The organism is Deltaproteobacteria bacterium, from assembly GCA_016178705.1.
GTDB lineage: Bacteria > Desulfobacterota > Binatia > HRBIN30 > JACQVA1 > JACOST01.
The window spans coordinates 19,518-39,582 of record JACOST010000006.1 but is presented as its reverse complement, the minus strand read 5'-3'; the positions used below and the strand labels follow the sequence as shown (position 1 = coordinate 39,582).

At 63.8% G+C, this 20,065-nt stretch carries 13 protein-coding genes and 1 pseudogene; 8 read left to right on the top strand and 6 right to left on the bottom strand.

Going from position 1 to position 20,065, the window contains the following annotated elements:
* The first annotated feature begins 23 nt into the window (after positions 1-23).
* The 3 genes and pseudogenes from HYR72_02690 (at position 24) to HYR72_02680 (ending at position 1,634) form a co-directional block, all read left to right on the top strand.
* Positions 24-668, top strand: a complete 645-nt coding sequence (locus HYR72_02690) for an SGNH/GDSL hydrolase family protein (protein ID MBI1813867.1) — start codon at positions 24-26, stop codon at positions 666-668.
* A gap of 19 nt (positions 669-687) precedes the next feature.
* On the top strand, positions 688-1,362 hold the full coding sequence (locus HYR72_02685; protein MBI1813866.1) for a hypothetical protein: 675 nt from the start codon (positions 688-690) through the stop codon (positions 1,360-1,362).
* Between the two features lie 54 nt (positions 1,363-1,416).
* Positions 1,417-1,634 (top strand): annotated as a pseudogene (locus HYR72_02680) (type II toxin-antitoxin system HicB family antitoxin).
* Between the two features lie 183 nt (positions 1,635-1,817).
* On the opposite strand, the gene HYR72_02675 reads toward HYR72_02680, so the two are convergent.
* The 4 genes from HYR72_02675 to HYR72_02660 all read right to left on the bottom strand — a co-directional run bounded on the left by HYR72_02675 (position 1,818) and on the right by HYR72_02660 (position 7,828).
* Entirely contained in the window at positions 1,818-4,601 is a 2,784-nt protein-coding gene (locus HYR72_02675; protein MBI1813865.1) for an Hsp70 family protein, read from the bottom strand.
* Between the two features lie 32 nt (positions 4,602-4,633).
* Positions 4,634-5,275, bottom strand: a complete 642-nt coding sequence (gene can / locus HYR72_02670; GenBank protein MBI1813864.1) for a carbonate dehydratase — start codon at positions 5,273-5,275, stop codon at positions 4,634-4,636.
* A gap of 10 nt (positions 5,276-5,285) precedes the next feature.
* Positions 5,286-7,088, bottom strand: coding sequence for an Hsp70 family protein (locus HYR72_02665; protein ID MBI1813863.1), 1,803 nt, complete (start codon positions 7,086-7,088; stop codon positions 5,286-5,288).
* 83 nt (positions 7,089-7,171) lie between these two features.
* Complete coding sequence (locus HYR72_02660; protein MBI1813862.1) at positions 7,172-7,828, bottom strand: DUF2760 domain-containing protein; 657 nt, start codon at positions 7,826-7,828, stop codon at positions 7,172-7,174.
* Positions 7,829-8,084: 256 nt separating this feature from the next.
* Here HYR72_02660 and HYR72_02655 point away from each other — a divergent pair, with 256 nt between their 5' ends.
* The 4 genes from HYR72_02655 (at position 8,085) to HYR72_02640 (ending at position 16,943) form a co-directional block, all read left to right on the top strand.
* Positions 8,085-8,636 carry an Lrp/AsnC family transcriptional regulator gene (locus tag HYR72_02655; GenBank protein MBI1813861.1) on the top strand — a complete coding sequence of 184 codons (552 nt, stop codon included), beginning with the start codon at positions 8,085-8,087 and terminating at the stop codon, positions 8,634-8,636.
* Positions 8,633-13,177, top strand: a complete 4,545-nt coding sequence (gene gltB / locus HYR72_02650; GenBank protein ID MBI1813860.1) for a glutamate synthase large subunit — start codon at positions 8,633-8,635, stop codon at positions 13,175-13,177. The genes HYR72_02655 and gltB overlap by 4 nt, the downstream gene beginning before the upstream one ends.
* Before the next feature lie 111 nt (positions 13,178-13,288).
* The gene (locus HYR72_02645; GenBank protein ID MBI1813859.1) at positions 13,289-14,743 is read left to right on the top strand and encodes a glutamate synthase subunit beta; all 1,455 of its coding nucleotides are present in this window, start codon (positions 13,289-13,291) and stop codon (positions 14,741-14,743) included.
* A gap of 1,444 nt (positions 14,744-16,187) precedes the next feature.
* On the top strand, positions 16,188-16,943 hold the full coding sequence (locus HYR72_02640; protein ID MBI1813858.1) for a 50S ribosome-binding GTPase: 756 nt from the start codon (positions 16,188-16,190) through the stop codon (positions 16,941-16,943).
* Positions 16,944-17,380: 437 nt separating this feature from the next.
* Here HYR72_02640 and HYR72_02635 read toward each other — a convergent pair whose 3' ends face one another.
* Both HYR72_02635 and HYR72_02630 read right to left on the bottom strand, forming a co-directional pair.
* Complete coding sequence (locus HYR72_02635; protein MBI1813857.1) at positions 17,381-17,644, bottom strand: hypothetical protein; 264 nt, start codon at positions 17,642-17,644, stop codon at positions 17,381-17,383.
* Positions 17,645-17,774: 130 nt separating this feature from the next.
* On the bottom strand, positions 17,775-19,058 hold the full coding sequence (locus tag HYR72_02630; GenBank protein ID MBI1813856.1) for a hypothetical protein: 1,284 nt from the start codon (positions 19,056-19,058) through the stop codon (positions 17,775-17,777).
* Between HYR72_02630 and HYR72_02625 the strand changes: the two genes are divergently transcribed.
* Positions 19,027-20,007 carry a hypothetical protein gene (locus tag HYR72_02625; GenBank protein ID MBI1813855.1) on the top strand — a complete coding sequence of 327 codons (981 nt, stop codon included), beginning with the start codon at positions 19,027-19,029 and terminating at the stop codon, positions 20,005-20,007. The genes HYR72_02630 and HYR72_02625 overlap by 32 nt on opposite strands.
* Positions 20,008-20,065: the final 58 nt, after the last annotated feature.

The window sequence follows — 20,065 nt, the reverse complement described above, 5'->3', positions numbered from 1 at the left end:
CGCGACCCACACGAAGCGATTCGATGCAGCACATTCTCGTCTACGCAGATTCCGTCACGTGGGGGATCATCCCGAACACACGTCGGCGGTTGCCCTTCGAAGCGCGTTGGCCCGGTGTCATGGAGGAAGGCCTCCGTGGCGCCGGACATCTGGTTCGAGTCATCGAAGACTGCCTCAACGGTCGGCGCACAGCTTGGGACGATCCGTACAAGCCGGGCCGCAATGGCTTGCTTGGCCTGGAACAACGAATCGAGATCAACTCGCCCTTGGCACTCGTCATCCTGATGCTCGGCACCAACGACTTCCAGTCGATGCACGAGCACACCGCGTGGCATTCCGCCCAAGGCATCGCCGCCCTCGTCGATGCGGTTCGCAGAGCGCCGATCGAGCCCGGAATGCCGGCACCGCCAATCCTCGTCGTTGCACCGCCCGCTATCCACAATCCGAAGGGACCCATTGCTCCTAAGTTCGAAGGCGCTGAACAAAAGTGCGCGGGGCTTGCTGCAGCCTACCAACAGGTCGCGCGCGAGCGCGGTTGCGAATTCTTCAACGCCGCGCAGGTGACGACATCGAGCCGCGTCGATGGCGTGCACCTCGATGCGGACCAGCATGCATCGCTTGGCCGAGCACTCGTCGGCGTCGTTGCACCTCTGCTCGCAAAAGGTTGACGTCCGATATGAGGGTGGAATGGACAAACGCGTAACCCGAATCACGGCCTATTCGGCATTGGCGATCGCGGTGCTGTTCCTGCCCACGATCGCGATCGAGATCGCGTATCCGATTCCCGGAACCGGCGCGTCGGCAAGCGAGCTCGCCACTTTCTTCGCCGACCATCAAACCCCGTTTCTTGTCAGCGTCTACCTAGCCTCGCTCGGATTCGGTGGGCTGCTGATCGTCTTCGGCGCCGGGCTCTGGGCGATCCTGCGGCGCGCGGAGGGTGGAGCCGACGTGTGGTCGGCGATCGCCTTCGCCGCATGCGTTGCGACGGCAGCCGGTATCCTCGTGGCGGACACGATATTCCTCGCGGTCATCCATCGTGCTCCGGTGCTCGATCCGGCGTCACTTCCGCTCCTCGTGGACGCTGCGTTCGCAGCGAATCTGATGACGGCATTTCCGAACGCGGTCTACGTCATTGCCGCCGGGATCGTGATCGTACAGACAGGCGTGATGCCGCGCTGGATCGCGCACGGTGCGTTCCTGGTCGCCGCCATCCACCTGCTGTCGGCCATGTCGCTCGCGCACGAGGGCGCGTTCGCCCCGTCTGGCGTGCTACCAACCCTGGCGCCGCTGTCGCACTTCGTGTGGCTCATCTGCGTGGCGGTGGTGTTGTTACGGAAGACGGGGCGCCAATTCACAGACTGATGCCGGACCCTCGCGATGCAGTGATTGTGAAGTACCATCTGGCAGGAGGCGATGATGCAAAGTAAGTGGAAGTACGAAATCATCATCTACTGGAGCGACGAGGACGAGGCATACATTGCTGAAGTTCCTGAGTTGCCGGGCTGTGCCGCCGACGGCGCGACCTACAAGCAAACCTCGCGAACGTCGAAGTAATCATCGGTGAGTGGATCGAAACGGCGCGCGAACTCGGACGCAGCGTCCAGGAGCCGAGAGGCCGACTACTCTATGCATGACCTCTATCGGGCCTCCGCTCGGAATTTCAATGCAGAGACGCTGAGACGCTGAGAAGAAGGAGAAATCGATTCGGCAGAGGGGAGTCGACACCACTGCTCCGCGATCCTCTGCGTCTCTGTGCCTCTGCGTTGATCCTTTTTCCGTCAGATCAAGACTAACCTCAGACAAAGAGCGCGAAGCCTCTATCCCTCCCGAATCACCAACCCGGCCGGCAGCGACTCGTCGAGGACGCGCGCGCGTTCTTGGGCTTCGAGCGCGACGAACTCGGTGACCAGCCTCGCGGCGCGATGTCCACCGCGTAGATCGTGCACCGCATCCGCGACGCGGCGGCGCACGGACTCGTCGAGGTCGCGCTCGCGGTCGTCGACGCAACGCGCCAATTGCACGAGTGTGAACACCAACGTCTCGGGCTTCGTCGGGTTCGGCGCGAGGAGTCGTGCGATCCATCCCGCGACGACTTTCGGACTCACCACGCAATTGAGTGGACCGTGAAACGGCGCGCGCGCGCCGAGCCGGCCGAGCGCCCACAAAGCCGCGGTGCCGCCTCTTTCAATCTGACTCACCAACTCGCCACCCAACTCAGCCTTCACCTCGGCGCTGAGTTGCTCGCAACTGCCGACCACCTGCCAGTACTCGCGAATCTCTTGCGGACCGACACGCGTCTTCAACTTCTTCTTGAGCCGCGGCAGCAGCGCCGGCGCCGCTTCATTGTAAAGCTGCTGCTGCTGCGCGCGACTCAAGCCGCCGGCCACGCGTTTCCACATGCTCCACCATTCGGCGCGGTTCTGCACCGCTTTGGGAAAGTGCAGGCCGGCGCTGAACAGCTTCCACAGTTGCTCGATGCGCCACGGATCGAGTTCGTGACCGAAGCCCGGCCGCAGCAGGAAACCGGCGAGATTGAGCCAACGCGCTTCGTGCGCCGCGGTGGTGCCGCGCGCGCCTTCGCTGGCCAGCACCGCGTCCCACAACTTGCGGATCGTTGGCAGCGGCCAGGCGTCCTTACTCGCGCCGAGGGCTTCCTCCACTGCCGCGCCGAGCTTCACCGGGTCGCCCGCAGGTGCGCCGGCAGATGGAAACACGTTGGTCAGCGCGCCGAGCGCCGCTTCCAATTGCGCGTCGTTGATCACCAGGTCGGCGGTGCGTTCTTCCGCCACGGTCTCGTCGGCGAGCGGCACAGCGTCGCGCAGTTGGAACTGCAAGCGCCAGCGATGCTCGCTGCGTTGCGAGTGACACCACACTTCGAGCGTACCGACCTCGGTGAGCTGCGTGACCACGTGGACCGGAATCCGCGTCGCCCCAATCTTCTTGCCGAAACGTAGCACGGTCCGGATCGGCGGCAGCTCGGCGAGCGAGTCGCGCTCGGCCTCGACGAGTTGTCCCGCGTGCTCGCCGCTGCGCGTGCTCGACGCGTAGAGCGGAAAGCTCACCGGCTGATTGGTCATCACATCGAAGTCGGGCGCGGCGATCTCCATCGGCTCGCCCGCTTCCATGCCGCGATGGACCAAGCACAGCGCGGGGATCGTGTTTGCAGTGTTCGTCGCGCCACCGATGCCGAGATAGTACGAGCGCGCCGCGCCGCCGCCGATGCGCACACCGTGCCCCCGCCGCACCAAGCCGTAGTACGCGGCACCGCGCGCCACCGCGAGATCGAGGTCGACGCTCTCCAGCACCGTGGGTTGCCACTCGCGCGTGCCGCTCGACACGTGTTGTTGACCGCACCAGCGACCGATCAGTTCGCGCAAACGGGTTCGTACTTGCGCTGGCTTGAGGGCGCCGCCGTTGAACAGAATGGCGTCGGGGCGCGCCAAACTCTCCGCCGCATCGCCGACGGCGTCCGCTCGATGTCGCCGCAGGAATGCGGCGAGGTGGCGTGGGACTTCAGGCTCGGTCGCGAACGGCAGCCCCCACTCCTGCACCCCCGTGCGGGCGATCTTGCGCGGCGCGGCATCGGGGTCAACGAACGGAAAATATCCCTCCATCACCGTGCGTTCGACTTCATCTCGCGTCAGCGTCGCCGTCAACACGCCGCCGACCACTGACTTGCCGCGCCCGATCAGTCTGATCGGCATCTCGTCCGCGGCGCCGTCGGCGAGCAACGTTTCCTTCGCCGTACGGCAGAGATTGGTGAGCGCATGCCAGCGTTGGCTATCGAGCTTACCGCCGAGTCGCGGCTCGACCAGGCGCGCCAGCGCGATGTCGATGTTGTCGCCGCCGAGCAGCAAGTGATCGCCCACCGCCAGCCGTTCAAGGATGAGCCCACGCCCTTCGTCACGCGTCGCGATCAAACTGAAGTCGGTCGTGCCACCACCGACGTCGATCACCAACACCAAGCGCGTGTCGGCCAATCGCGTCTGCCAGTCCGACTCATTCACACTCAGCCAGGCGTAGAACGCGGCTTGCGGCTCTTCGAGCAGGATCAGGCGCGGCAGGCCCGCCTTTTCGGCGGCGGCGACAGTCAGCTCGCGCGCGACTTCGTCGAACGACGCCGGCACCGTCAGCACGACATCCTGCTGCGCCAGCGGCGCATCGGGGAACCGCTGATCCCACGCGTCGCGGATGTGGGCGAGGTAGCGCGCCGACGCGTCAACCGGCGAGACCTTTTTCACGTCGTCGGGCGCGCCGTAGGGGAGAATCCGCGCCGTGCGATCGACGCCGCCGTGGCACAGCCACGATTTCGCCGACGAGACCAAGCGCCCTGGCACCCGCGCGCCTTGCACGCGCGCGAACTCACCGACAGCGTACGTTCGCGCGGCATCCCACGGCAACGCCAACGCTCCCGGCGCCAGCTCGTGTTCGCCAGCCAAGTACAGGAACGACGGCAGCGTGCGCTGCGCCGCCATCGATCCTTCGCCGACGAGTTGCGGAATGGCGAACGACTCGATCGTGCGGGCGCCATCACGAGTGTCGACGTACGCCGCTGCCGAGTTAGTGGTGCCAAGATCGATGCCGACGATGTAACGAGCCATGGAATCAATCCGGGATAGAGAGGGATTGTGTCTTACTCGACGAGGCCGGTCTGGCTATGGATCGAATTGATGCCCGCGGGACCCGTGACGGCGAAGCCAAGGTCGCGCAAGACGCCGTCGCTGACACGGTAGATCAATCCGTGCACTGAGAGTGATTGGCCCCGGCGCCACGCCTGCTGCACAAACGTGGTCGAGCAGACATTGGCGGCTTGCTCGGCAACATTCAGCTCGCACAGCCGGTCGAGCCGCGCGGTATCGGAGTCGAGAACGGCGAGAACCTTGCCGTTGTGCGACGCAATGAGCCGAATCTCGCGCAACCAATTGTCGATCAGCCCATGCTCACCCGGATCCAGCGCCGCATGTACGCCGCCGCAGCCATAGTGGCCACAGACGAGGATGTGCTCCACCTTCAGCACCTCGATCGCGTACTGCAACACCGACAGGCAGTTCATGTCAGTATGGCTGACCAGGTTGGCGACGTTGCGATGCACGAACAGCTCGCCCGGCTGCAGCCCAACGATCTCATTCGCCGGCACGCGGCTATCGGCACAACCGATCCACAGAAACTTCGGCGACTGCTGGTGCAAGAGCCGAAGGAAAAAATCCGGGTCGTGCGCGGTCATCCGTGCCGCCCACTGGCGGTTGTTGTCGAGGAGCTTCTGCAAGATCGACATCAGCGTGCTCTTATGTTGATGCGGCGCGGACGTTGAATTCGAGCTTCCACCGCCGACTGCCGTCACGACTGACAAACCATAACTCCAGCACGCCGACTTCACTGACGCGCGCCTGCAATCGCACCGGCACGGTGGTGCCCTCCTGTCCTTCCCATTCGAGCGTGCTGTCGAGCGGCGGTAGCTCCTCGATATCGTCGGTCCACGATTCGACGACCGTGCCGACGCAGTCGTCGCGGCGCGTCGACGAACTGAGGAAGCGAAACTCCGCCGGCTCGCCCACCACCAGACCGAATTCTTGCTTCGGCAATTCGACCTCGCTGCCTTCTTCGATCCCGTGCGGGACCACGCACAACGCTTTGATCGGCGGCCGCAGGCCCGGCACCGCCGGCATCGCGGTCTCGACGCCGAGATAGAACGCCCGCGCGGTGCCACCGCGAATGCGCACGCCACGGCCGCGCCGCGCCAGACCGTAGTACGCTGCGCCGCGTGCGACGGCGTGTTCAGGATCACCGCCGGTCAGCACTCGTAGCGTCGGTGCGCCGACACTGTGCAACCACCCATTGACCACGTCCGCCAGCCGTGTCCGCAAACCCGCTGCCCGCATCACGCCGCCATTGAAGAGCACCGCCGTCGGTCGCGCGAAGTCGAGCGCAGCGCCGGTGGCTCCATGATGACGAGACAGAAATTGCGCCAGGTGGCGGGTCACCGCCGCATCGCTCGCGTACGGCAGCCCCAACTCCTGCACAGCGGTGCGACGCTGCGCTTGCGGCCGATCGCTGACGGCACAACTCGGGAAGAAGCCTTCGACAAGGGTCCGTTCGACCTCGCTGCGCGTGATCTCGGCCCGCAACGTGCCGCCGACCACCTTGCGGCCGCGCCCGAGGATCGCCACCGGTACAGACGTCTCTTTGCCCGCCGCCAGCAAGCGCTCCTTCGCGGCGCGGCAACTCAGCATGAGGCCGCGGAACTGCCACGCGTCAAGCGCGGTGCCGGCGGCGGTCAGCCGTTCGCGCACCGCGTACGCGAGCGTGAGGTCCATGTTGTCGCCACCGAGCAAGATGTGATCGCCGACAGCCACGCGTTCGAGTGCCAACTCGCCTTGCGCGTCGCGCACGGCAATCAGGCTGAAGTCGGTGGTTCCGCCACCGACGTCGCACACCAGAATCACGTCGCCGATCCGCACCGCTTGACGCCACGCATCGCCGCCGGCTTCGATCCACGCGTAGACGGCGGCCTGCGGCTCTTCGAGCAGCGTGAGATTCGCCAACCCCGCGTCTTGCGCCGCGCGCGCCGTCAGCTCGCGCGCGACCGGATCGAACGATGCCGGCACCGCGAGGTAGACCTCTTGCGCTTCGAGGCGCGCACTCTTGTCGCGCCCGGCCACGACGTGATTCCACCCATCGCGGATGTGCGCGAGGTAGCGCGTCGAGACTTCGAGCGGCGACAGCTTGGCGACATCGTCCGCAGCGCCCCACGGCAAGATGGCCGCCGTGCGGTCGGCACCGGCAAACGACAACCACGACTTGGCCGACGCCACCAGACGACCGGGCACTTCGAGGCCGCGGCGATGCGCAAACTCGCCGACGACGAAGTCGCGCGCCTTCGCCCACGGGAGATCGAGCGCCCCGGCGGCCAACTCCCCCGCCCCGGCGAGATAGAGAAACGAGGGCAGCACGTCGCGCGGCTCCACCGCCCCCGCGTTAGCGACTTGCGGAATCCCGAGTACCCGCAGTCCCGGATCCGGCGCGTTCGCATCCGCGAACGCAACGACGCTGTTGGTGGTGCCGAGGTCGATGCCGACAACGAACGACATGGTCTCTGGTTTCTGGTTTGTGGTCCCTGGTTTCTGGTTGGTGGTTTCCAATCAGAGACCACGAACCAGGGACCACGAACCAACTAGGAGATTTCCACCTCGGCCGGCGCGACGATGGCGGCGTCGGTTGCCGACTCCGGGAGCGTGATTTTGACTGCGCGCCAGCCGCCGTGTTGCAGCGTGCCGCGGAACGGCGGCGCACCGGTAACGTTACCGGTAACGCGGATGGTGGCGGGATCAAAGCCGGCGGGCACGTCGACGATGGCCCCGTCGTCCTGCTCAATCACACGTTGAAGCTGGACGCGCTCACGCAACACTTTGCGGCAACCTTCATGAATTGAACGCACGGCGGCGCCGACCTGCGCGTCGTCGTAGGCGGCGATATCTTCCTCGAGGAAGTCGATCAAGCGACCCTCGTGTTGCAGCAGGGCAAGCATGCGCAGCGCGGCATCGGGTGATGGTGACCCCGGGCGCGCGCCCTCGATCAATGGCGCTGGATCGACGACGCGGCGCGCCCGCCGCATCGACCAAGCGGCCAACACGAGACCCGCCACAACCGGCACGCCGGCAAGGAAGATGACACACGGCGCACACTGATGAAGCGCGTGAGTCACCTCGTCGAATGATACAATTCCCGCGCCGCCATGCACGAAGATCTCCACATTTCCCGCTGCGGACGCGAGGGCGACGATCATGATGATCAACACCGCGGCGAAGCCGCCGCGCGATTGCTCTGCCATTCCTTGTCTCCCTGTACAACCAGCCGCGTCGTGGCACGCAGCGCCGGGTTCTTATAGCGGATCGCAACTCCAAAGACAGCGGCGCACCGCCGAGTCGATCCCCGCACGTCCCGCATTCCGCATTCCTCATTCCGCATTCCGCGCACCGCATTCCTTCGTTTCAACGTCCGTGGCCGAATGTCAGTTCCCCCGAAGAAACCATTGACATCGGAACCATACTCTGGCACTTCATTCGGTAATACAGCGAGGTTGCCTAATGAAACTCGGCTCGGAAAAAGTGGACCTCGACGCCACTGACCTCCACATCCTCAGTATCCTGCAGGATGACTGCAAGCTGCCGCTCGCCAAAGTCGGCGAGCAGGTGGGGCTGTCGGCGCCGTCGGTCATTGAGCGCGTCAAGAAGCTCGAAGAGAGCGGGGTCATCCTCGACTATCGCGCGATCCTCGACGCGCGCAAGATCGGCAGGGACGTCACCGGTTTCATCGGCGTCGACATCAGTCATCCCAAACTGATCGCGGCGTTCGAGGGCGTGGTGTCGGCGTTCGAGGAACTGCTCGAATGCCACCACGTCACCGGCCAACACACGCTGCTGCTGAAGGCGAAGACGAACAACACGGCCTCGCTTGAGGACCTGATCCGCAAGATTCGTTCGATCGAAGGTGTGACGCGCACCGAGACGATGGTCGTGTTGTCGACGCACACCGAGCGCACGCAGATATCGCTGCCGGTGCAGAAGGAGAACGAGAGCAAGCGGGTGCGCCGCAACGGCGAGCGCCATCCGACGAATCTGAAGAGGGCGTCATCATGAGCACACCGAGGCGGCGACTGTGCCCGCAAGGGCTGTATCACCCGTGGTTCGAGCACGACGCGTGCGGCGTCGGCTTCGTGGCCAATGTCAAAGGTGTCCGCTCGCACGACATCGTGCAGAAGGGGTTGCAGATTCTCCAGAACCTCACCCACCGCGGCGCCTGCGGCTGCGATCCGTTGACCGGCGACGGCGCCGGCCTGCTATTGCAGATACCGCACGAATTTCTCAAGCAGGCGTGCAAACCGCTGCGCATCGCCCTACCCGCCCCCGGTCAGTACGGCGTCGGCATGGTGTTCCTGCCGCGCAACGTGCGCGAGCGCAACGTCTGCCTCGAAACCTTCGAGAAGATCATCCACGAAGAAGGGCAGAAGTTTCTTGGCTGGCGCACCGTGCCGGTCGACGAGAACGCGCCGGGACCCGTGGCACGCGACGGGATGCCCGAGATCCGCCAGATCTTCATCGGCGCCGCCCGCGGCGTTGACGATCCGGCAACGCTGGAGCGCAAACTGTTCGTCATCCGCAAACGTGTCGAGCACGCGATTCGCGAGTCCGATTTGAAGGACTCGGAGAGCTTCTACCTGCCGAGCCTCTCGGGACGCACGATTTGTTACAAAGGCCTGCTGCTGCCGAACCAGATTCCGGCCTTCTATCGCGACTTGAACGACCCGACGTTCGTCAGCGCGCTGGCGCTGGTGCACCAGCGCTTCAGCACCAACACCTTCCCGTCATGGGACCGGGCGCATCCCTATCGCTTCATCGCCCACAACGGCGAGATCAACACGCTGCGCGGCAACATCAACTGGATGCACGCGCGGGAGAAGTTGTTCGCCTCGCCGGCGTTCGGCGATGACATCAAGAAGATTGTCCCGATCATCAATCTCGACACCAGCGACTCGGGCATGTTCGACAACGCGCTCGAACTGCTCATGCACACTGGCCGCTCGTTGCCGCACGCGGTGATGATGATGATCCCCGAGGCGTGGCAGAAGCACGAGAGCATGAGCGACACCAAGCGTGCGTTCTACGAGTATCACGCGTGCTTGATGGAACCGTGGGATGGTCCGGCGTCGATCGCCTTCACCGACGGCACCGTGATCGGCGCCGTGCTCGATCGCAACGGACTGCGGCCGTCGCGCTACGTCGTCACCAAGGACGGGCTGGTCGTCATGGCGTCGGAGGTCGGGGTGCTGGACATCCCGCCGCAGGACATCGTGCTGAAGAACCGGCTACAACCCGGCCGCATGTTTCTGGTCGACACCGCGCAAGGCCGCATCGTCGACGACGACGAGCTCAAGGAAAGCATGGCGGCGCGCCAGCCGTATCGTAAATGGCTGGCGCAAAACCTCGTCAAGCTCGATGCGCTACCGGCCGCTGATCCGAAGGCGCTGCCGCCGGCGTGCGACACGGACAGTCTGCTCACTCGCCAGCAGTTGTTCGGCTACACGCTCGAAGACCTGCGCATCCTGATGGCGCCGATGGCACTCAACGGGCAGGAAGCGGTCGGGTCGATGGGCAACGATACGCCGCTCGCCGTACTGTCGGACAAGCCGCAGTTGCTCTTCAACTACTTCAAGCAACTGTTCGCACAGGTCACCAACCCGCCGATCGATCCGATTCGCGAAGAACTGGTGATGTCGCTCAAGTCGACCATCGGTTCGGAGCAGAACCTGTTCGACGAGACAGCGGAGCATTGTCATCAGCTCGAACTCGAAAACCCGGTGATCGGCAACGCCGACCTGGCGCGGATCAAAGCGGTGCGCAACGGCAAGTTGCGCGCGACGACGCTGCCGACTCTCTACAAAGTGCGCGACGGCGGCGCGGGACTGAAAGCCGCCCTCGATGAGTTATGCGCGCGCGCCTCCGCCGCCATCGAGCAGGGCAACACCATCCTCGTCCTCTCCGATCGCGACACCAGCGAAACCCTTGCGGCGATTCCGAGTCTGCTCGCCACCGCCGCGGTGCATCATCATCTCATCCGCGAAGGCACGCGCACCCGCTGCGGGCTCGTGGTCGAGTCGGGCGAGCCGCGGGAAGTGATGCACTTCGCGTTGTTGGTCGGCTACGGCGCCGGCGCGATCAATCCGTACCTCGCGGGCGAAACGCTGATCGACATGGTTCGCAGCGGCCAGCTCAAAGACGTCGCCGAAGCCGTTGCGATCGAGCACTACCTCAAGGCCGCCAACAAGGGGCTGTTGAAGGTGATGACCAAGATGGGGATCTCCACGCTGCAGAGCTATCGCGGCGCGCAGATTTTCGAAGCCATCGGCCTCAATCACGAGCTGATCGATCGCTACTTCACCTGGACCGCATCGCGCATCGAGGGCGTGGGTCTCGACGTCATCGCCAAGGAATGCGAGCTGCGCCATCACCTCGCCTTTGAGGTCTCGCCGTCGTTGGACGGCGATCTCGACGCCGGCGGATTCTACCAGTGGCGCCGGCGCGGCGAGCACCACATGTACAACCCCGAGTCGATCGCCAAGCTGCAGCACGCGACCCGCGCCGGGAACTACAAGATGTTCAAGCAGTACAGCGCGCTGGTGAACGACGAGAGCCAGCGCCTGTGCACCATCCGCGGCCTGCTGCGCTTCAAACCGGGCACGCCGATTCCGCTCGACGAAGTCGAGCCAGCCACCGAGATCGTCAAACGCTTCAAGACCGGCGCGATGTCGCTCGGCTCGATCAGCCGAGAAGCGCACGAGAACCTCGCCATCGCGATGAATCGCATCGGCGGCAAGTCCAACACCGGCGAGGGCGGCGAAGATCCCGTACGCTACCAACGCGATCCCAACGGGGACTTGCGCCGCAGCGCGATCAAGCAAGTCGCCTCCGGCCGCTTCGGCGTGACCAGCTACTACCTCGTCAATTGCGACGAGCTGCAGATCAAGATGGCGCAGGGCGCCAAACCCGGTGAAGGCGGGCAACTGCCGGGTCACAAGGTCGACGAGTACATCGCCAAGATCCGCTACTCGACGCCGGGCGTGGGATTGATTTCGCCGCCGCCGCATCACGACATCTATTCGATCGAGGATCTCGCGCAGCTCATCCACGATCTGAAGAACTCGAACGACCGCGCCCGCATCAGCGTGAAGTTGGTCGCCGAAGTCGGTGTCGGCACCGTCGCCGCCGGCGTCTCGAAAGCCAAGGCGGACGTCGTGTTGATCAGCGGCGATTCCGGCGGCACCGGCGCCTCGCCGCTCACCTCGATCAAGCACGCCGGCATTCCCTGGGAGCTCGGTCTCGCCGAAACCCAGCAAGTGCTGGTGATGAACGATCTGCGCGGCCGCATCCGCGTCGAGACCGACGGCCAACTCAAAACCGGACGCGATGTGGCCGTCGCCGCGCTGCTCGGCGCCGAGGAATTCGGCTTTGCCAGCTCGGCGCTGGTCGCGTCGGGGTGCATCATGATGCGCGTCTGCCACCTCAACACCTGCCCGGTCGGCATCGCGACGCAGGACCCGGTGCTGCGCAAGAAGTTCGAAGGCAAGCCCGAGCATGTCATCAACTTCATGATGTTCATCGCCGAAGAGTTGCGCGAGATCATGGCCGAGTTGGGGTTCCGCAGCGTAGAAGAGATGATCGGACGCGTCGACCAGCTCGACGCCAGCGATACGGTCGATCACTGGAAGGGCAAGGGTGTCGACCTCACCCAAATCCTGCACCGGCCCGAGGCGGGCGCGAACGTCGCGATTCACTGCGTGCAGTCGCAGGATCACGGTTTGGAGCGCGCGCTCGACAATCAGATTATCGAGCTGGCCAAGCCTGCCCTCGAACGCAAAGAGAAGGTCGAGTTCTCGCTGCCGATCCGCAACGTGAACCGCACCGTTGGGACCATGCTGTCGGCAGAGATCTCGCGGCGTCACGGCATCGAGGGCCTGCCGCCGGACACCATCACCATCCATCTCAAAGGTTCGGCTGGCCAAAGCTTCGCGTCGTTTCTCGCCCCCGGCGTGTCGATCACGCTCGAGGGCGACGCCAACGACTACTTTGGCAAAGGGCTCTCGGGCGGGCGCATCGTCATCTTCCCGCCGAAGGAATCCACCTTCGTGCCGGAGGAGAACAGCATCGTCGGCAACGTCTCGCTCTACGGCGCCACCGGCGGCGAAGTGTTCCTGCGGGGCATGGCGGGCGAGCGCTTCGCCGTGCGCAACAGCGGCGTTACGGCGGTTGTCGAAGGCGTCGGCGATCATGGTTGCGAGTACATGACCAAGGGCACCGTGGTCGTGCTCGGCAAGGCCGGCCGCAATTTCGCCGCCGGCATGAGCGGCGGCGTCGCCTACGTGCTCGATGCCGACGGCACGTTTAAAACGCGCTGCAACATGGGCATGGTCGAAATCGATCCGCTCACGCCGCACGACGTCGAGACGTTGCATGCACTCATCCGCCGTCACTACGACTACACCCAGAGCGCGGTGGCGTGGCGGATGCTGTCCGGATGGAAAGAATACGCGCCGCAGTTCGCCAAGGTGATGCCGGTCGAGTACCGCAACATTTTGGCAAAGCAACATCTGAATTCCGACGCCGCCAAGCTGGCCAGCATTTGAGTGACAGTAGGCAGTAGGCAGTGAGGACAAGATGACCACTCACGAATCACAACTCACGCGTCACACGTCACGCATTACGCGTCACGACTCACGAGTCACGAGTCACGACTAATGGGCAAGATCACAGGTTTCTTGGAAATCGAACGCGAACTGCCGGCGCGCCGACCGGTGCCGGAGCGTTTGCATGACTGGCGTGAGTTGGAAGGCAAGCTGCCCGAAGACAAACTGCAAGCGCAGGGCGCGCGCTGCATGGATTGCGGCATTCCATTCTGCCACAAGGGCTGCCCGCTGGGAAACATCATCCCCGACTGGAACGACCTCGTGTATCGCGGGCGCTGGAAGACCGCGATCGATCGCCTGCACTCGACCAACAATTTTCCCGAGTTCACCGGTCGCGTCTGCCCGGCTCCGTGCGAAGAGGCGTGCGTCCTCAACATCAACAACGATCCGGTCACCATCAAGCAGATCGAGAAGCAGATCATCGATCACGCTTGGAAGGAGAACTGGATCGTGCCGCAGGTGCCGCCGCATCGCACCGGCAAGACGGTCGCAGTGGTTGGCTCAGGCCCCGCCGGGTTGGCGTGCGCCCAGCAACTCGCGCGCGCCGGACACCTCGTGACCTTGTTCGAGCGCGCCGATCGCATCGGTGGATTGCTGCGCTACGGTATCCCCGATTTCAAGATGGAGAAGCATCTGATCGACCGCCGCATGCAGCAGATGGCGGCCGAAGGTGTGACCTTCCGTCCCAGCACCAACGTCGGCGTCGACTATCCGGTGGAGCGGCTGCGCAAGGAGTTCGACGCGATCGCGCTGTGCGGCGGCGCGACGCACCCGCGCGATTTGCCCGTGCCCGGGCGCGAGCTGAAGGGCATTCATTTCGCGATGGAGTTTCTGCCGCAGCAGAACAAAGTCGTGGCTGGCGATACGATCGCCAAGCAGATCATGGCCACCGGCAAGCGCGTCATCATCCTCGGCGGCGGCGACACCGGCTCCGACTGTTTGGGCACGTCGAACCGTCAGGGCGCGACTTCAGTGCATCAGTTCGAGCTGCTGCCGCAACCGCCGGAGACCCGCACCAACGGCGTCGCACCGTGGCCGTACTGGCCGATGATCCTGCGCACCTCCTCATCGCACGAAGAAGGCGTCGTGCGCGACTTCAGCATCAACACAAAATATTTCAGCGGCGACGAGCACGGCAACGTCAAACAGTTGCACGGCGTCCGCCTCGAATGGGTGAAGGACGACAGCGGCCGCATGACGATGAAAGAAATTCCCGGCAGCGAGTTCGCCATCGACTGCGAGCTGGTGCTGCTCGCGCTCGGCTTCCTCGGTCCGGAAAAGCCGGGACTGCTGAGCGACCTCGGGGTCACGCTCGACGAGCGCGGCAACGTCAAGGTCGACAAGACCTACATGAGCAGCGTCCCCGGCGTCTTCGCCAGCGGCGACATGCGCCGCGGTCAGTCGTTGGTCGTGTGGGCGATCTGGGAAGGCCGCGAATGCGCCCGCGGCGTTGACGCGTATCTGATGGGAGCGACGGATCTGCCGGCGAGTCCCGATCCGTTCTAACCGCGTGCGACCTCTGATTGCACCCAGGCCCGCCTGACGCGCTACGAGGACGCCGCGCGCCGGGGTCGTGCGATACGCGCTGGAGCCACACACATCGAGGCGAGGTACGACATCCGCACCCTACAGGAACTCCTCGGGCACGGCGACGTGGCCACAACTAATGATCTACACTCGCGTACTCAACAGCGGCGGTCACAGCGTCGAGAGCCCGACGGATCGGCTGCTCGCGGAGGAACCCTTCGGGGGATAACCCGCGAGCCTGGCGGGTATCTGGCCCCGTGCGCCACCACCCGGTGGCCAAAAGACCTAGACGGCGCAGGCGATCTGGAGTAACGGACAGCCGGAAGGTGAATTGGATGACCCGCGAAGCTCGCGTGATCAGTCTAGTCGGCCTCGCGGGCTAATTCTTGTTTGGCTGGCGGAACCGACTGATCATGGGAAAGCGCGGCGTCATCGTCAAGCGAGGGGTATAGTTGGGGTTAGTGGGGATGTACAGCTTTGCGACTCAGACTCAGCGTAGGTAAGAGGTCGTTGCAGCAGATGGCCTACACTTGTGAGCATGGTCGACGAATTCAAGGGGCTTTCCGAGAGTGCCCTGACTGTGGGCAAGCTGAAGACGTAGCGCGTGCCGCCGATGCCATTGAGGATCTCCGTGATCAGGCGAAGAGAGAGCCATCTTCGAGCCCATCAGACATCGACGCTCCAAGTTCACCAAGTTCAGGCGGCTTGAGCGGAGCGGCTTCCGGTGTCATCGCTGGAGCACCCGGGCCAGTGCCCCCAGAGGGCCCGTCCGAGACCTTCAAACGCAAGTGCTGGCCATGCGACGGAGCAGGCTACTACGGTTCCAATGCGAAGGACACGTGCACCGTCTGCCGAGGGAGGGGCGAGCTTGTGGTTCAGGGGAAAAGCAGCGACTACATCAAATGCTGGCCGTGCGAAGAGTGGGGCTATTTTCGCCCGGATCACAAACATACCTGCACTGTATGCCGCGGACTTGGCGTCGTGTCCTTGAGCTTGCAGGGCCAGAAGGCGTTCTTGCAGGATTGCTACCCCTGCGGCCAGTGGGGGTATTATGGCCCGCATTACGGTGGCTCGAAGGGCAACAACATCTGCAGGGTGTGTGGTGGGAAGGGAAAGATCATGGTGCCAGGCAATCGTAGCGACTACCGGGAGTGTAAGCCGTGCGGAGGGCGGGGATATTACGATCCCAAGAAGACCGACACGTGCAACGTCTGTGGCGGAGTGGGCCTTGTGAAACCGACGGAATACAGCCCGCATTGAAGGGGATGACTCTCGGAAGGGTTGCCGTCAGGCACGGGGTCGGTGCGTAACGAATGGCGTAGCACGCCGACAGGGCGATCGAGACCGACGCGAGAAGAACGCGCGGCTCGTCGCCAAGGCGTGGGCAGCCAAGTTGCGACCAGATAGAAAGGGGACATTGACGATGGCTGAGAAGGGGCTGAGTAACGACGAGCTTGTCGCGCTAAGAAGGGAGATTCTGAAGGAAGTCGACAACAATCCGCCTACCATAGGCATAGTGGGAGTATCAGGTGTCGGGAAATCTTCGACCGTAAACGCCCTCTTCAAGACTTTGCTGCCAGTGAGTCACACTGTGGCGTGCACGAAGACGTTCACCAAAGTTGACTTGTCCTTACAGTTTCGCGCCGGTCAGGGAAAGGATCTCCCTGTGTCGCTCCGTGTGTTCGACGCCCCCGGCCTTGGGGAGGACATCGAACGAGATCCACCATACATACGTATGTACACAGAAGCTCTGCCACAGTGTGATGCCGTTATCTGGGTAACCGCGGCACGCAACAGGGCTATCGCCTTGGACCAGCAGTACCTACGTCTCTTGTCCGCATTTCATGGTCGGCTCGTATTTGGCCTCAATCAAGTTGATTTGGTAGATCCACTGAACTGGAACGAGAAGATAAATCTGCCGTCCCCTCAGCAGGTGGAAAATATCGATGAAATTTGCAGAGATCGAGCCGAGCGGTTCGCGAGCATTCTTGGCCGAGAAGTGACTGTGACACCGTTCTCCGCTGCTCGAAGGTACAATCTCGAAGAGATGTTTGGAAGCATCATCGACAGCTGCATGCCAAAGCGACGTTGGGTCCTGGACGGCCTCAAGGGATTTCACTATGCGGACTTTCTTCCTGTCGCCATTCGAGATCGGTTCTTCCAGGATCAGCAAGGGTGAGGAAGGCTACGATCGACCATGGACCTGACACCGGACGAAGAAGCACAACTGCGACGGATCTTGGGCAATGCGCGCGAGAGAGAACAGGCGACGGCGACCTCGTCCAAGGGCGGCTTCTTGGAGTGGCTGCGCAGCACGTCCTTGGGTTGGCTAGTTGGTAAGCTTTTTGACGTTGCGTGGAGCGTCATCAGAAGACTGCTCGGGTTCTAGTTCTGAGGAGAGTAGAGCTGTGTGGACGCTGCCGAACTCGACGGCTCCAGGCGACAGCGGGGGGCTTGCTCCCTTGGTCGGCGTGCTTCGGGCGGAGCTTGGTGCCAGTGCGCCGCCGCGCCTGAGCCGCGGGCGTTCGGCCGGTGCATGATGGGCGCGACCGATCGCGCACGAGCCCGGATCGTCTTGGAGAACCTTCGTTCCCACTGATGATTGTCGAGGAGTGCTCACTCACGGCGAGAAACGGCTCGGTCGCTACGAACGGGGTTCAGCGCCTCAGCGAGCTTGCGAGGAACTTCGAGGCAAAAGAAACGATCGGCATCGTAGCCGTAGCCTTCGCCACTCTCGTCGACGACGCGGAGGTAGCCACGGGCTCTTGCGGGCACGTCGGGGATGATGCGGTAGAGTTTCCCCGCCTCCAATGAAGCCTCGTATCCGTCGTTGTTGATGCAGACGGCGAACTGTTTCTTCGGCGTGGAGCGTCTTCTCATCGCTCGTGCAGCAACATCCTTCGCACGGCGGAACGTCTACCATTCCTTCGATGAAGCGGACAACTCACGTGAGCGCTTGGGACCCGCTCTGACGAATGCGCGCGGAGTCAGACGCGATGAACCTGCGCAACTACCGGCAGGCGGCAGGTTCCAATGTCTGGAAGGTTACCGCACACACGCCGTCGCGGTTGTCGCCGCGGGCGATGCCCATGCGGCCGGCGTTGTCACCGAGGAAGTGGACACTGGAACCGAGTGCCGGGGCGGAGAGTGTGAACGGTGTCAGCGTCGCGTTGACGTTGCCCTGATCATCGACCAGTTGGAACACCGCGAGCGGTTCCACACCAACTCCCTGCCAGCGCGGGTAGTGCACGACCCAATCGCCGCCGACCGCATTGATTTGGGTACTCCAACGAACGTTCGCCTTCTGCGCGGTGACGTCGAGTAGCTGGTCGGCCATCGGACTCGCGCTCGTCCAGGTTTGCCGGAAGCTGCCGAAATGCACCTGCCACGGTGCGGTACTCGACCGCCGCGAGTTCTCTGTCCAGATCGATGCGAAGTGATTGCCGTTCCACGCGATGTCGGGGAACTCGTCCCACTGGTACTCTTTGCTGGGCACCACTTTCGCCGGAGCGCTCAGGCCGAAGCCGTTGGTGGGCAAGTATTTCGTCTGCACCCCGCCGAGGCTGATGTCGATGTCTTTCACCGTGATGATGGAGAAGCCGACGCCATCGTATGCGGCCGCCGGATAGAACGAGTGGGTGAAATCGAAGTCGACGAGATTGTAGACCGTGCTGAGCGGCGCCCCGTGCGGATCGAGGCGGAAGGCGTAGCTGCACGAGTGCGCTTCGCAATCGCCTTCGATGACGCCGAGAAACCCGCCCGGGTAGCTGTCGAAGTCGCTGGTCGCCTCATTGTCGTAGACCGAACTGTAGAACAGCGGCGGCCCGACGATGCGCTGCCCCGAGAGCACTCCGTCGATCGAGAGGTCGTAGTAGTAGAGCTTGGTGACGCTGGCGATGATCAGGCCGTAGTGGTCAGCGTGCCACGCCGCGTTGTAGTAGCGATCGCGCGACGTCACGCGCGGGATGTCCATGATCCACGTCGGCCCAACCGTGAGCTGTCCCTGGAAATCGACGTGGGCGTAGTAGAGGCGGGCTTTGTTCGCCACTGCCGGATCGGCCCGCAGCCAGAAGATGCCCCAACCGAAGTCGGTCGGCACGGTCTTGGTGAGCCACACGCTGCCGCCTTGCTGCTGATCAATCAGGGCGCCAGCGGAGAAGTCCCAGTTCAACCCGTTGACGCATGTCGGCGTGGCCGTCGCCGTCGGCGTCGCAGTCGCCGTTGGCGTCTTGGTGGCGGTCGCGGTGCGCGTGGGGACCAGCGTGCGTGTCGGCGTGCGCGTGATGGTCGGCACGCGCGTGAGCGTATTCGTTGGGGTGCGTGTCTCCGTTGGAGTGGACGTCGGTCGCCGCGTGTTCGTCATGGTCGAACTCGCGGTCGGCGTCCGCGTCGGCACCGGCGTCACCGTTGAGGTCGTCGTCTTCGTCGCGGTGGGCGGCCGCGTCGCGGTCGCGGTGCTGGTGAGCGACGGCGTCGCCGTCGGCGTTTTCGTCTTCTTCGGCGTGCGGGTCGCGGTGGGCACGCGTGTGTTGGTCGCCGTCGCCGTGTTGGTCGGCGTCCGCGTCGGCGAAGTCGTCGCCGTCGAGCTAGCAGTGTTGGTCGGCCGCTTGGTGGCGGTCTCCGTCTTGGTCGGAGAACTGGTCGGTGTCGCCGTCGGCGGTCGTGTATCGGTGGCGGTGATCGTCGGACGCGGTGTGATCGTCGCGGTACGCGTGGCAGTCGGCACGCGCGTGCGCGTTTCGGTCACACTCGCCGTCGCGGTTCGTGTCACCGTCAACGTTCGAGTTCCGGAGGGCGTTCTCGTATTGGTCGCGGTCGAAGTCGCCGAAGGCGTCCGCGTCTCGGTCACCGTCGGCGTCTCGCTCGCGGTTGCCGTCGGAGTGCGCGTCGGGGTCACGGTTCGCGTGTTGCTCGGCGTGCGGGTCGGCGTCGCCGTCGGTGTGAATGTCGGCGTCGATGAGGGCACCCGAGTGCGGGTGAGAGATGGCGTTAGAGTCGGACGCAGCGTCGGGCTCATGGTGATGGTCGGGGTTTGGGTCGGGGTCCAAGTGAGAATGCGCGTCGCCGTCGGCACGGTCTGCGCCCACGCGGATGCGCAAGCGCACAGCACTCCGGCGAGCACTGCGAAGGAGATTCGACGGAATTTCACTCGCGACAACATTCAACCTCTTCAGTTCAGCAACCGCCATTCCACCGCTGGATCTTCACGCGAGGTTGCGTGTCGGCACGTTAGCCGTCACTGACGCATCACCGACGCATCAGTCGCGTCCAAAAGTGACTGCGATGTGCCGCGGCAGCGGT